Annotated in this window: 12 protein-coding genes and 1 pseudogene; 6 read left to right on the top strand and 7 right to left on the bottom strand. The window is 39.2% G+C overall.

What is annotated here, in order from left to right; translation table 11 throughout:
• Nucleotides 1–59: 59 nt before the first annotated feature.
• Entirely contained in the window at nucleotides 60–1694 is a 1635-nt protein-coding gene (locus ACZZZW_RS12695) for an ABC-F family ATP-binding cassette domain-containing protein (RefSeq protein ID WP_055904708.1), read from the bottom strand.
• Between the two features lie 277 nt (nucleotides 1695–1971).
• On the opposite strand from ACZZZW_RS12695, the gene ACZZZW_RS12690 reads away from it, so the two are divergent.
• The 3 genes from ACZZZW_RS12690 to ACZZZW_RS12680 all read left to right on the top strand — a co-directional run bounded on the left by ACZZZW_RS12690 (nucleotide 1972) and on the right by ACZZZW_RS12680 (nucleotide 3648).
• Nucleotides 1972–2547, top strand: a complete 576-nt coding sequence (locus ACZZZW_RS12690; protein WP_463493815.1) for a Crp/Fnr family transcriptional regulator — start codon at nucleotides 1972–1974, stop codon at nucleotides 2545–2547.
• A 111-nt stretch (nucleotides 2548–2658) separates the two neighbouring features.
• A complete protein-coding gene (locus ACZZZW_RS12685) occupies nucleotides 2659–3339 on the top strand; it encodes a type 1 glutamine amidotransferase domain-containing protein (RefSeq protein WP_055904437.1) in 681 nt (226 codons plus the stop codon).
• A 3-nt stretch (nucleotides 3340–3342) separates the two neighbouring features.
• Nucleotides 3343–3648: a putative quinol monooxygenase gene (locus tag ACZZZW_RS12680; protein WP_055904433.1), complete on the top strand. Its 306-nt coding sequence runs from the start codon at nucleotides 3343–3345 to the stop codon at nucleotides 3646–3648.
• Nucleotides 3649–4021: 373 nt separating this feature from the next.
• On the opposite strand, the gene ACZZZW_RS12675 is transcribed toward ACZZZW_RS12680, so the two are convergent.
• Nucleotides 4022–4756: a DUF92 domain-containing protein gene (locus ACZZZW_RS12675; RefSeq protein WP_055904430.1), complete on the bottom strand. Its 735-nt coding sequence runs from the start codon at nucleotides 4754–4756 to the stop codon at nucleotides 4022–4024.
• A gap of 152 nt (nucleotides 4757–4908) precedes the next feature.
• Here ACZZZW_RS12675 and ACZZZW_RS12670 point away from each other — a divergent pair, with 152 nt between their 5' ends.
• Nucleotides 4909–5394, top strand: coding sequence for a glycosyl-4,4'-diaponeurosporenoate acyltransferase CrtO family protein (locus ACZZZW_RS12670; RefSeq protein WP_055904428.1), 486 nt, complete (start codon nucleotides 4909–4911; stop codon nucleotides 5392–5394).
• A gap of 56 nt (nucleotides 5395–5450) precedes the next feature.
• Here ACZZZW_RS12670 and ACZZZW_RS12665 read toward each other — a convergent pair whose 3' ends face one another.
• The 3 genes from ACZZZW_RS12665 to ACZZZW_RS12655 form a co-directional block, all read right to left on the bottom strand.
• Nucleotides 5451–5957: a 2'-5' RNA ligase family protein gene (locus ACZZZW_RS12665; protein WP_055904425.1), complete on the bottom strand. Its 507-nt coding sequence runs from the start codon at nucleotides 5955–5957 to the stop codon at nucleotides 5451–5453.
• Nucleotides 5958–6130: 173 nt separating this feature from the next.
• A complete protein-coding gene (locus ACZZZW_RS12660) occupies nucleotides 6131–6514 on the bottom strand; it encodes a DUF4260 domain-containing protein (protein WP_055904421.1) in 384 nt (127 codons plus the stop codon).
• 78 nt (nucleotides 6515–6592) lie between these two features.
• Nucleotides 6593–7189, bottom strand: coding sequence for a Crp/Fnr family transcriptional regulator (locus tag ACZZZW_RS12655; protein WP_463493812.1), 597 nt, complete (start codon nucleotides 7187–7189; stop codon nucleotides 6593–6595).
• Between the two features lie 386 nt (nucleotides 7190–7575).
• Here ACZZZW_RS12655 and ACZZZW_RS12650 point away from each other — a divergent pair, with 386 nt between their 5' ends.
• Nucleotides 7576–10029, top strand: a complete 2454-nt coding sequence (locus ACZZZW_RS12650) for an outer membrane beta-barrel protein (RefSeq protein ID WP_055904416.1) — start codon at nucleotides 7576–7578, stop codon at nucleotides 10027–10029.
• An 80-nt stretch (nucleotides 10030–10109) separates the two neighbouring features.
• Here ACZZZW_RS12650 and ACZZZW_RS12645 read toward each other — a convergent pair whose 3' ends face one another.
• A complete protein-coding gene (locus ACZZZW_RS12645; protein WP_055904413.1) occupies nucleotides 10110–10304 on the bottom strand; it encodes a hypothetical protein in 195 nt (64 codons plus the stop codon).
• Between the two features lie 419 nt (nucleotides 10305–10723).
• Between ACZZZW_RS12645 and ACZZZW_RS12640 the strand changes: the two are divergent.
• Nucleotides 10724–11563 (top strand): annotated as a pseudogene (locus ACZZZW_RS12640) (manganese catalase family protein); the annotation flags it as partial.
• 121 nt (nucleotides 11564–11684) lie between these two features.
• On the opposite strand, the gene ACZZZW_RS12635 reads toward ACZZZW_RS12640, so the two are convergent.
• Complete coding sequence (locus ACZZZW_RS12635) at nucleotides 11685–13400, bottom strand: glycoside hydrolase family 2 protein (RefSeq protein WP_463493809.1); 1716 nt, start codon at nucleotides 13398–13400, stop codon at nucleotides 11685–11687.
• Between the last annotated feature and the right edge of the window lie 103 nt (nucleotides 13401–13503).

Here is a 13503-nt window from a genome sequence, read left to right as displayed (position 1 = left end):
AGCAAAAAAAAGGTTCAGCCCTTATCGAACTGAACCCGAAATACCTTAATAACATTATTTTAGCTTTGCTCAATTTCTTTCAAGCTGTTCATTTTCTTATAGGCCAGGAAGCCTTTAATATCTTCAAAATGTTCGCGCACACGTTTATTCCCAAACTCAAATACTTTAGCAGCCAATCCATCCAAGAAATCGCGATCGTGGGATACCAGGATTAAAGTACCATCAAAATCTTTCAGTGCATCTTTAATAATATCCTTCGTTTTCATATCCAAATGGTTGGTAGGCTCATCCAGTATCAACACATTTACAGGCTCTAAAAGCAACTTAATCATGGCAAGGCGAGTTTTCTCTCCGCCAGAAAGTACCTTAACCTTTTTCGTGGTATCATCGCCACTGAACATAAAAGCACCCAAAAGATCTTTTATTTTGATCGTGCCATCCGTTAACGGAATCTGATCAATGGTTTCGAATACTGTTAAGCTTTCATCAAGCAAGGCCGCCTGGTTTTGTGCAAAATATCCAATTTTGGCATTGTGCCCAACTTTTAAATTTCCTTCAAAATCAATCTCACCCATAATGGCTTTGATCATTGTAGATTTACCTTCGCCGTTTTTACCAACAAAAGCCACCTTTTCTCCCCTTTCGATCACCATCGATGCTTTTTCGAAAACAACATGGTCGCCATAGGTTTTGGTTAACTCTTCTACCATTACCGGATATTGCCCCGAACGTGGTGAAGGTGGAAACTTTAAGCGCAATGCAGAGGTATCCACTTCATCGATTTCAATTACCTCAAGTTTCTCTAGCATTTTTACACGCGATTGTACCTGCAGGGTTTTCGAATAAGTGCCTCTAAACCGATCAATAAATTCTTGATTATCGGCAATAAAACGTTGCTGCTCCTCGTAAGCCTTTAATTGGTGTATGCGGCGATCGGCCCGCAATTGAAGGTAGTGCGTATATTTTGCTTTATAATCGTATATCCTACCCATCGTAACCTCAATGGTCCGGTTGGTAATGTTATCCACAAAAGTACGATCGTGAGAAATAACCATCACTGCTTTTGCCGAGTTGATCAGGAAATCTTCCAGCCACTGAATGCTTTCAATATCCATGTGGTTGGTGGGCTCATCGAGCAAAATAAGATCAGGTTTCTTCAATAAAATTTTTGCCAGTTCAATACGCATACGCCAGCCGCCCGAAAACTCCGAAGTTTGGCGCGTAAAATCTTTACGTTCAAAACCCAGGCCTTTTAATACTTTCTCTACTTCAGCGTCGTAATTGGTTTCCTCTATCGAATAAAATGTCTCGCTCAGCTCCGATACCCTTTCAATGAGTTTCATGTAATCATCACTTTCATAATCCGTACGGATGGTAAGCTGTTCATTCAACTCATCAAGCTCCTTTTGCATTTTATTTACTTCTTCAAAAGCTTTCATCGTTTCCTCAAAAACGGTGAGTTTGTCCTGAGTTAATAAATGCTGAGGCAAGTAGGCAATTACAGCGTCTTTTGGTCCGGTAACACTACCAGTGGTAGGTTTGGCCACATCCGCTATAATTTTTAACATGGTTGATTTACCTGCACCATTTTTTCCCATCAGCGCGATTTTATCATTCTCGTTTATAGAAAAAGTTACGTCGCTAAAAAGGGTAGTTCCGCCAAATGAAACGGAGATGTTATTTACATTAATCACAATCTGGGGTATTAAATTAGCGGCAAAGATAAAATAAAGCAAGCAAATTATTACGACTGAATAAAAGCATCTTTAACTCAATGGCATTGGTATATGTTTAATTACGTTTTACGATTTGATTAAGCATTGGTTAAAGGTTAATCAATAAATCGAAACAAATTATTTCAAAATTCCTGCTTTTTGCCGTTGCAATCAATTGTTTTGTTTTTCCCTGATTGGTGCAACAGAGCGTTTTGAACAGGGCTTTATTTTTTCTACTTTCATCCGCTGAATACAAATGGAAAAATTAAGGAAACATATAGAAGAAATAGTTGCAGTAACTGATGAAGAATTTGCTTACATACAGACTTTTTTTACCACAAAAAGAGTTAAAAAACACCAGTACCTGATACAGGATGGCGACCAGGCAAATTTTGAGTACTTAATCTTATCAGGCATTTTCAGAATGTTTTATTTAGACAGTGATGGAAAGGAGCATATAGTTCAATTTGCTGGCGAAAACTGGTGGATGGCCGATTACCAGGCCTATTTTAAGGAGCGAAAAGCCACGCTTCACATCACCTGTATGGAAGATGCCGAAATACTGTGCCTCACTTTACAAGGCAGAGAAACATTAGCGGCCGAAATGCATAAAATGGAACACTTTTTCAGGGCAAAACTTACCAATGGTTATATAGCCCAGCAACGCCGGATTATTTCGCTGCTCTCAGGCAATCCGCAGCAACGGTATGAGGAGTTTGCACAGCTTTATCCCCATTTAATCCAGCAAATACCCAAAAAATATATTGCCGAATACCTCGGTGTAAGTCGCGAAACTTTAAGCAGGCTTTACTCGGCAAATAAAAACAGCTAACAGGAGTGTGATTACGATCACACTTTTTTAGTGACTTGCCTCCTCGTACAGCATTAGGATATTGAGGACATTTGAAATGTAAAAACAACCAACATTTTAAATGATAAAGTCATGAACAAGAAAATTTTAATCATTGTTTCCAATGCCAATGCCATAGGTCCAAAAAATAGAAGAACAGGTACTTTTCTTCCAGAAGTAGCACACCCATACGCTGAATTTGAAAAGGCAGGTTACCAGATCGATTTTGCCAGTTTAACAGGAGAAACACCCTATCTTGACGCCTTGAATTTGGCCTCTGATCCAGATAACCTTAATTTTTTAACCGGAAAAGGTTGGGAAGATATGCAACAGGGAACACAACTTTCAGCAGTAGATGCAAGTATTTACGATGCTATTTTTATTCCTGGTGGTTTAGCCCCTATGGTTGATATGCCAGAAGCTCCACTACTTAAAAAGGTTATTGCCGAAACCTACGAGCGAAATGCCGTTGTAGGTGCGGTGTGCCACGGCCCGGTATCGTTACTTAATGTAAAATTAAGCGATGGTTCATTTTTAGTAAACGGTAAAAATATAACTTCATTTACTACCGAAGAGGAAGATCATTATGCAAAAGCAGATGTTCCTTTCGATTTGCAAACTGCACTTGCAGCACAGGGGGCAATTTTCCATACCGCAGCACCATGGGCCGATAATAGTATTGCAGATGGCAACCTGGTAACTGGCCAAAACCCAGCTTCGGCCAAAGCAGTAGGAGAAAAAATTGTAGCGATTTTAAACACTGTAAATGCATAAAAAATGAAAAACGAAGCTATTCATGTATTTGCCACCTGGCAGATCAAAGACGGACAATTGCAAAACGTACTTAACTTACTCACTGAAGTAAGGAAACAAAGTATTGCTGAAGAAGGAAACTTGTTTTATGATGTACACCAAAGTCATACCGATGCAAATACGTTAATTCTGTTTGAAGGTTATGCCGATAAAAACGCTCTGGATGCGCACCGCAGCTCAACGCATTTTAAAACGCTGGTGGTAGAACAGATTGTGCCGTTATTACAAGCACGTGAGGTGGTGTTAACTACACCACTCAATATAGATTAAAGCAATTTATGCATGCGTTAGAAAAGAGCGCAAACATAAATGAATCCGGGCATCAAATCGTCATTGCTGAGAAGGCTTTTTCAGCCGACGAAGCAATCTTAAACGATCGCAAACATATATGAATCCGGGCATCAAATCGTCATTGCGAGAAGGCTTTTTCAGCCGACGAAGCAATCTTAAAACGAGCGCCATTGGCATGCGCATTAAGATTGCTTCGTACCTCAAAATGAAAATTTTTTTTGGATGCTAACGCTCGTTTCTAACGGGCGTTTTAAAAGCTTATCGTTTAAAACGATATCACCAAATCGTCAGTACCGATCAGTTGCACCTTTCGGCCAATTACGATCAGCAGATCAATTAACCACAAGGTATGCTAAAATAAAACCTGAAGAAGACCTACAGCAACTCCTGCCGACAAAGTACTTAAAAAATTGACTATATCGTTTCCAATTATTCCTTTTCTTTCCAACAAAGCGCCCAACACAGAATCGGTTAGGTTACCGATTGTACCAGCAATTACGATAAAGGCAATATTGATATTCCAGCCAAACCCTAGGCCGTAAAGCGTAGCAATAATACAACTGCCAGCAACACCAATTAAAGTACCTTCTAAACTAATTACCCCATCCATTCCGCAGCGGTCTGTTTTAAATGTTATTATATTAAAAAACCGTTTTCCATAAAGCATACCCAGTTCGGACGATAATGTATCTGCCGTGGCAGAAGCAAAAGCGGCCGCAATTACCAGTAACATTGTACTACGCAACCCAGGAAAAAACATGATAATTACAGCAGCCAGTGCTGAAACGCCTGCATTGGCCAAAACCTGAGATGCTGTACGACCTTTGCCTGTTTCTTCTTCAATCAAAAATGCCTGCTTTTTATTGCGTTGCCAAGATGTGGCAACTGAACCGGAAATAAAAAAAGCTGTCATCATTGCAACACCAATATAACCAGAAGCTAAATAAATAAGGCAGGCCAATATCCCACCTGTAACCGCAGCCTGAACGGTAAGTTTTTTTGCCAGGATAGCGTAGGCCATTCCAGAGAAAATAATAATTGGCAGAAATATACCACTATTTAAAATAGTACAAAAGATGTAGGCCATGCTCCAAATTTATATTTTTCTTGGCATTAAACACCTTTTAGAAGTTTAGCAGCGTAAAAAACGACCAGTAATTTTTAAGAAAGAAAATGTTTTTATGCCCGAATGCCAATAAATCCTATATTTTTATAAAAATTTCGCTCAACAACAAATTAATGATAAAGTACCTCACGTTTAGCTTTTCCATCTCGGTTATTTCATGGATTATAGGAATGGTTGTGAATGCAATCCTGATCAAGACGACATATTATAATCAGAACCTGACAAACCTCAATTTCCTTAAAAATGAACGTGTGAACAGTTACATTGGCATAGGAATATTTAAATGGATTATTATACATTCTTTCTTTAAATATTTTAACCCAAAGCTATCCATGAAGAAAAAAATTCAGCCATCTGAATTACCCAACCTTCGCCATGAAATGACTATTGCAGAAATCAGTCATTTGATCGGTTTTGCATTTGTAACGGCTTTTGCCATAGTAAAAATAGTTAAGGGTCAGTATTTATTTGCTTTAATAATTATGATTGTAAATATATTATTGAACCTTTACCCAACATTGCTGCAACAACAAAATAAAAGGCGGATTGATAAATACAATAGAATACTTGCAATCAGGGCATCAAATCTAGTCAAGTAAATCAGGATTAATTTCTTTATCATCTCGTTAGCAATGGAGCAAAGTAATTAAATGGACTACAAAGCTTCAAAGTTAAAATACCTGTAATGTTTCCAGGGGCCATTGAGGTAATGCCATAGATCGAGACCATGTACAGTTATTTTAAATGGCTCAAAGTTGGGCTGAAGTAGCTGTAATAGTTCTTTCGCCACTTCAGGTTTCACCTTATTTTGTATAGTAATGTGCGGCCTAATTGTTTGCCGATCCTGGGCACTTAAGTGCGGATGGAATTGATTCCCTAAATTCCGGTGAAGTTGTGAAAGTTCATTGCTTTCTATAAAATAAGCCACACCATTACCAATACTCTTTAAAGCAGTTACCCAGCATTCGAAAGGCTGCTGAGCTACATCTTCGACTATCTGTAGTGTCTGCTTTGTATCAGGGAGTTTATGAAACAACGTGAGATGGGCACTTAGCAAATTTCGCTCAGGAGGAAAATAACGTGACCTCATTTCATCAAAAAACACCTTACTTTTATCGTCAATACGGGCTGTGAGAATACAGGGTGGCTCGAAAATTTCCATAAAGTAGAAATTGGATTTGTGTTTTTTGTGCTTAGCACTTTATTCGATAATTAAATGCGATAATAATCATTATTTGCTTCAGTTGCCTTCTGGAGTTTGGAAAATATCCCCTGGAAGCTTCGCCATTGCTTTTCTTGGTAAATATTTGCTTTTATAAGTGTGTATTCCATGCGCTAAACTGCCTCATTATTCGTCAACTCGCCACCACCCATACTTCCGAGGTGTGTAAATTTAAATCCGGTTGAAAACTTAAGGCCATAACCCATCGCCCGATCGATACTACTATGGCCCAACAGCACCAACCCTGCCAGTTCTATATAATTGTAATGAAGTATGAAACCAATAACTGCAATAGCGGCGGCCAAAAGTTGATGATGGAAAAGATTATAAGAGAGCGCTCCTACCCTATTGCCGAACAAATAGCCAAGCATGCTAATGTCGGGAGCTAAAAAGAGCAGTACCCACATCCACCAGGCAAAGTGAATGGGTAAAGCGTAGATAAGGGGTAAAATGATTAAAAATGGTACGATGGCTTCTGCCCTGATAAGTTTTTTCATTTTCTTTTAGTTTAAGCCTCAAATTTCAATAATAGTTTAAGCCTGAAACGTTAACAAAAGATAATAAATACGCACGATTTACTTTTTTGTACCCGCACGCTTTCGGATGCGACTTAGGCTTACCGGAGTGATACCAAGATAATTGGCGATGAGGTGTTGGGGCATTCTTTCAAGAATCTTTTTCTTATTGCTGTTAAAAAGCCTGTTATACCGCTCTTCAGGTGAAAGCACCAAAAGCTCAACCATCCTTTCTTCAAGTCCGATTACTAAATATTCTGCCAGTTTTCTCCCAAAACGTTCCCATTTTGGCGATAGCTCATACATAAGCACCAGCATTTTATATGGAAAAGATATTAAGCGACAGTTAGACATGGCCTGGATGGATAATTTTGAAGGAGTTCCTGTTAATGCACTGAAATATGAGCTAACCAGATTGTTTTCGAAATAAAAGTATGTTGTTTTTTCTTCTCCATCATGGAGATAAAAGTGCCTCATACTTCCTTCAAGGATAAAACCAACCTGTTGTTCCTTTTCGCCCTCGGCTAACCAATAATCTCCTTTTTTAACATTTCTATAACTTAAATGTGGAATCAAGTGTTCCTTATCTTGCTGTGTGAGCGGTACAAAGCTATTTATAAGGTTAAATAAAAGCGAAATATCTTGTTCAGCAGGCATATGGAATAATATTTCGTTAATAATAAGAAATAAATTGTGCTTAACGATCTCCTTCTACACAACTTTATATGTTTGAGGGAGCAACCAATTTCAAATGAGCATTAACGCCACCAAGTGATATAAAAAGAAAAGAACAGTTTAATTTAAACGCGGTTGCAAAAATGTTTACCTTCAAAAATCATTTACCATTAACCTAATTAACCGATTTCGCCTAAGCCTCCTTTGCTTATGATGCGAAATAATAATCAAAGCCATGTATATTACTGCTCAATACAGTTCAAAATAAGAATTAACGCTGTTTTTACAGGGAAAAGGCTAAGTATAGTTTAGCAGGCAATGGAAATGTTAAGGCAGTTTAAAGAAATTAACAATAAAATTTGATCCAATTGGGCATTATAAAAACCATCAATTTAAGAAATATCTGTTATTTATTCTTCATCGTGACCTGTTTTTGTTCGAAATCATTTGCACAAAATACTCCGGGTTATAGGTTAAAAGGTATCATCAGGAATACGAACAATGAAGTTTTAGCAGGTGCAACCTTATTTTTAAAAAATGGCAATGATGGTGAGGCAATTAAACAAACCTTTACCGATAAGAATGGGGAATTCTCTTTTGCAGTAAAGGCTGGTACTTATATGATTTCGATCAGTTATTTGGGCACACTGGCTTACCAAAGCGACCGGTTAAAAGTATCAGGCAACATGGATCTGGGTATTATAAAGATTGGAACTACCACCCGTAGTTTAAAAGATGTTGTTATTCAAAGTTCAGGGAGTAAGCCGCTTGTTAAAATAGAAGGCCGGAAAATGATTTACAACATTGAAAACAGCATAACCGCTCAAGGTTTAAACGGCCTGGAAGCATTAAAAAAAACACCAGGAGTAATCGTAAACCAGGATAATACAATTACGCTTAACGGAGCAAGTAGTGCCTTGGTAATGATCAATGGCAGACAAACGTATCTTCAGGCTGAGGAGCTGGCGCAACTGCTCAAATCAATGTCTGCAGCTGAATTAAAAGCTATAGAAGTTATTAAAAACCCTTCGGCTGAGTACGATGCCGCAGGAACGGGTGGCATTGTTAACCTGGTGCTTCAAAAATCAATTGCCGAAGGGTTTAACGGTAGAATTAATAATGGTGTGGCCTTAGGTAATACCTTAAAGCAAAGTACCAATTTGAGCGTTAATTACAGAAAAGGTAAACTGAGTGCGTTTGGTAGTTACAACCATAATTTTGGCCATTATACAATGGACTACGACTATGACCGCACAACAAATGGAAAAATATATTTAAACTCCAATCATGACGTTGATAAAAAACATAATATTGGATCTACCGTGGGTTTGGATTATGCAATAGATACCAATAAAACAATCGGAGTGTTGTTGAAGGCTAATTCTTCAAGTGGCGGCGGCCTGATTACGCCGACAACAAATATATTTGATCAAACTACAGGGGCACTTTTACAAAAACTTATCAGTGAGAGCAGCTATCCCGAACAATTGGCGAGCCGTTATAATGCAAATTTAAACTACAGGTTTAAAGGCCGTAATCGAACCAGTTTGGACATAGATGCAGATTACGGTGTTTTTGATGCCGCTATAGATAACCTGAGCACTAACGCCTATTATTCACCTGAAGGAATATTTCTGTCTTCCAATAATTTCCTTATTTCCAATAGCCGGAAAATTAAACTCTATGCGGTTAAGGCTGATTACAGCTTTCCAATTGGTAAAGGAAAAATGTTCACAGGTGCTAAATTTTCTGACGTAGACGCTGAAAATGTTTTTAACCAGTACAATGTTAACAGCAACGTAAAAGTTATTGATTTTAACCGCTCCAATACTTTCAGTTACAATGAACGGATAAATGCCGCATACTTAAAATATGAGGCACCTGTGAATGACAAATTAAGTTTCGATATCGGAGTGAGATTGGAACACACCCATTCTAAAGGAGACTTACAGCCCACCGAAGGTAGTGGCCTATCCGAAATTTCTGTAGTCAGAAATTACCTTAACATTTTTCCAACAGCTGCAATAACTTATAAAACCGGGAAGGAAGGCACCTACAATCTAAGTTTTGCCCGTCGCATCGATCGCCCTGCCTACAACAACCTGAACCCATTTGCATACCCTATAGATGAGCTTTCTTATTGGAAAGGAAATCCGTTCCTGAAAGCGCAGTATGCGAATACTTTAGCACTACAATACAGCTACAAAAAAACAACTATCTCTACAAGTTATACGCATACAAGTGATATAAGCAGCACCATTACGGAAGTTTCGGATCGGAACATTATAGATATGATACCCCGGAATATTGGATTTCAAAACAATTTAAATTTAACCGTAACGCAACAGCTCACCCTCGCAAAATGGTGGAATATGAGCCTGACGGGCATGGGTTATCTGCTGGAAAATAAAGTGGGAACTACAGCCTATGGAAATTACAACCGAAGCCGTTTTGCGGGTACAATTAATGTTCAACAAACCTTTAAACTACTTGGCCACATTACTGCAGAGGCTACAGGCGTAATTAAATCAAAAAGCATAAGCGGATTAAATAGCTATATAAGAGGCAATTCGCAGTTTGACATAGGCCTGCAAAGACGTTTAATGCATGATAAAGCAACTTTGAGCTTAGCAGCCTCTGACATCTTCAGGACTAATAAAATTATTACAGATGCCCAGCTTAATAATTTACTGCTTCACACCACTTATATGGGCGAAACCCGGCAGATTAGATTAAATTTCTCCTATCGTTTTGGTAATACCAAAATTAAATCAAACGACAGCCGCAGAACTGGATTAGAAAATGAATCGCAAAGGCTATAGTAACAACCAATATTATTCCGGTAGAATTTAAGCGGAACGCAATAACTTAACCATCTATATTTTTATCATCGATATTGCTCTTATTGCACCTTATTATTCTCATTACCAGTCGAATCTCTTTTGCTGGTATCTTTCTTTTCTGTTGCTCCATCATTACGGCCAGCTTTTACTGATCCGCTTCCGGGATGAGAATCAGCAGGACTGTTCTGCCCTGAAGTGCAGTTGGTTAGCAATACCGTTATTGGAATCAAAAACAGTTTAATATAATTTTTCATGACTTGTGCTTTTCTCACATTACAACAGCCATAGGGCTTTGTTTTCAAAAGAATATAAATCACGTAGTTAGCACCTGTGCCAGGTATTCTACACAATTAACGTTGATTTAATCCATTCCTGATGATCAATACCGAAGAAACATCCGGTGTTTTTTTCGGCATAAACACGTAGATCGCTTTGCAAAACAGGTATTTACGCCGGCAACTTTTCATGCTTTTATAGGGTTTAAATTTTAGTTGCTTACGCATTTAATCAAAAGCAAGCGGATAATTTTATTGTACCATGCCCCAAAATGCATGCTTGTTAAAGGTTAAATGATGTAATGCAGCAGTAAAACAAGTTAAAATCACTAAATAATTATAACTAAATTTTAAAATCTATGTTTTATCACGACAACAACCTGTAGTACAAAGTTAGGGTAGATAAACCCAATCCTGCATTTGCGAAATTACTACAGCAAGCTATCGGCGGCATTGAGGGAGAAATCAGGGTTTGCCTGCAATACCTGTTTCAGGCATGGGGAAACCGCGGTCCAAATAAATACAGGGACATGCTTTTAGATACCGGTACAGAGGAAATCTCTCACATCGAAATGCTCTGCACCGCTGTAGCATTGAATCTGGATGGTGCTACCAATGAGCTGAAAGATAAAATTGCCTGAGAAAATCCTCTTGTTAGCAACATCCTGGGCGGTATGGATCCAAGGCAGGTATTATCTTCAGGCTTAGCCGCAATGGCTGTAGATAGCAACGGTGTACCTTTCAACGGATCATGAGTGGTAGGAAGCGGAAATATTGCAGCAGATATGTATGCTAACGTGATGGCCGAATCAACAGGAAGAGTTTTAGCAACCAGACTCTATGAACTGACCGATGATTCAGGAATGAAAGATATGCTGTCTTTTCTGATTACCAGAGATGCTATGCACCAAAATCAATGGCTTGCTGTACTGGAAGATTTAGGTGGTGTAAGTGAAAATTTGCCTATTCCGAATACTTTCCCAAGAGAAAACCATGTTCCTGGATTTGACTATGCTTTTGTATCAACAAATATTGAAAATCCGGGAGCATCACAAGGCCGATGGGCAAGCGGGCCATCAATTGATGGAAAAGGTGAGTTTCATGTAATTACGGCACAGCCTGGTGCCCCCATTCCGGATTTGGGTATTCCGGATGTGAAAGGTTATGCACAGCAGCAGCAAATGACTGGTGCTGATAAAGGATTGATTGAGAACATAAAAGATACCCTACTGCCATAATCAATCTATCAACTGTTGGCGCAAATAAGGCTAAAAACTTAATTTGCGCCTTCGGTTGTTTTACTGGTTTGAGTTTTCATATTATCTTCAAATACAAATAATCAAACCAACGTTACAAATGTTATTTTTTCTTTAGTGGATTACCTATTTTTAGCCCTTCAGCAATTAACGCCTTATTGATTTCACTTATCTTTTTAACATCCATTTTTTCAACTGCCCGGTCATAGGTCAACAACCCGTTCACTTCATGCTCCACATCAGTGGTTTGGGTATAAACTGCAACACTTAGTCCTTTGTACTTCATTAGCTGCTCTACCTGACTCATTAAAAGTAGATACCTGTCAGTCAGCGCAGAAACAGTCGGTTCATAAGCGTAAGCATTATTTTCTACAGGCCACATATGATCCCTCACAAAAAGGCCCACTCCCCCAAACTCGCCAAGAGAAGCCGCTCTTTTGCCATCAGGCATTGAAGCCTCGTAAGGACCTACATAGATATGTGTGTCTACAAAATCTCCGTTACCCGGATCACCGGCCGCCTTTTGATAACCGGGATTGTTGTTAAAGCCCGAATTTCCATTCACCAATCTTGAAGGATCATATTTTTTTACCCAATCTGTAATTTCCCGTACATCAAAAGCACCCCAGTTTTCATTAAATGGAACCCAGGTAATCACTGAAGGAGCATTATAATGATCATCCATGATGGCCTTTAGCTCACGCCTGAAAGCCGGCCGTACCCTTGCCGTGTCTTCGTTCTGGTACCAGATTGCCGGCATATCCTGCCACAATAGCATCCCCAGCTTATCCGCCCAATAATAAAAGCGCTTGGGTTCCGTTTTCATGTGCTTGCGGATGAGATTGAAGCCAGCTTTCTTTGTAAATTCGATATCAGATTTCAGCGCATCCTCGCCAGGTGCCGTCAGAATCCCGTCAGGCCAATACCCCTGATCCAGAAGACCAACCTGCATAATAAATTTTCCGTTCAGCAACGGCCTTACCACTCCTTCTACCTTGCCCAAACTGATTTCACGCATTCCGAAGTAACTGCTAATTTCATCAACAATTTTTCCTTTGGAATCCTTAAGCGTAATTTTCAGATCGTATAAAAAAGGATCATCCGGGCTCCAAAGTTTGGGAGAAGTTATGGGAAGATAAAATTCCTTTGCAGCGCTTGCCTCTACTTTTGATACGACCTTATTGCCATCAAGTGCTACTGCGGAGATGAGAGAGGAACCTCCATCTACTGTTATTTTTAACCTGCTATTTTCCAGATCTGGCAATAACCTGATGTTTTTAATAAAATTTGCACCAACCGGCTCGAGCCAAACACTCTGCCAAATCCCCGAGCTGAAGGTATAATCACCTCTTGGCCCGTTTTTTCCTGAAGGCATTCTGCCGTCATTTAAATCGTGGGCCGCAACAATCACCTCATTTGTTCCTGCTTTCAAAAATGAAGTAACATCAAATGAAAAGGAATCGTAACCACCCGAATGTGAACCAGCCTTTTTTCCGTTTACAAAAACAGTCGCGTCATGATCGACCGCCTCGAAATTGATCCGAACATTTTTCCCCTTCCAACTCTGCGGGATGTCAAAATGCTTCCGGTACCACATATTGATCTCCTGATTCCGTTCAATACCGGAAATAACTGATTCTGGGGAATAAGGAACAAGAATCTGTTCGTGTTTTGAGGCAAATGACGCTGGCATTTGCGGATTTAAAGCCCGCGGTTTATCCTTTCCACCAATATAATCCCATTTGCCGTTCAAAGATTTCCATTCTGTGCGTACCAACTGTGGACGTGGATAATCATGAAATGGATTTGATGCCTTCATTGCTTCCCCTGTCCATTTAGTGGGCAGCTTCCCTGTTTGGGAAAACACAGGTTTACAACAAATCAACTGAAACAGGATTATTAGGCACATAAAAGGTAAACCG

Source organism: Pedobacter sp. AC379 (assembly GCF_979258145.1).
This window is presented reverse-complemented; position numbering and strand designations above follow the sequence as displayed.

Bases quoted from the DNA above. Each gene is read 5' to 3' on its own strand.
- ACZZZW_RS12690 (WP_463493815.1), top strand. From the start codon at position 1,972: ATGGAAAAATTAAGGAAACATATAGAAGAAATAGTTGCAGTAACTGAT.
- ACZZZW_RS12685 (WP_055904437.1), top strand. From the start codon at position 2,659: ATGAACAAGAAAATTTTAATCATTGTTTCCAATGCCAATGCCATAGGT.
- ACZZZW_RS12680 (WP_055904433.1), top strand. From the start codon at position 3,343: ATGAAAAACGAAGCTATTCATGTATTTGCCACCTGGCAGATCAAAGAC.
- ACZZZW_RS12675 (WP_055904430.1), bottom strand. From the start codon at position 4,756: ATGGCCTACATCTTTTGTACTATTTTAAATAGTGGTATATTTCTGCCA.
- ACZZZW_RS12670 (WP_055904428.1), top strand. From the start codon at position 4,909: ATGATAAAGTACCTCACGTTTAGCTTTTCCATCTCGGTTATTTCATGG.
- ACZZZW_RS12665 (WP_055904425.1), bottom strand. From the start codon at position 5,957: ATGGAAATTTTCGAGCCACCCTGTATTCTCACAGCCCGTATTGACGAT.
- ACZZZW_RS12660 (WP_055904421.1), bottom strand. From the start codon at position 6,514: ATGAAAAAACTTATCAGGGCAGAAGCCATCGTACCATTTTTAATCATT.
- ACZZZW_RS12655 (WP_463493812.1), bottom strand. From the start codon at position 7,189: ATGCCTGCTGAACAAGATATTTCGCTTTTATTTAACCTTATAAATAGC.
- ACZZZW_RS12645 (WP_055904413.1), bottom strand. From the start codon at position 10,304: ATGAAAAATTATATTAAACTGTTTTTGATTCCAATAACGGTATTGCTA.
- ACZZZW_RS12635 (WP_463493809.1), bottom strand. From the start codon at position 13,400: ATGAAGGCATCAAATCCATTTCATGATTATCCACGTCCACAGTTGGTA.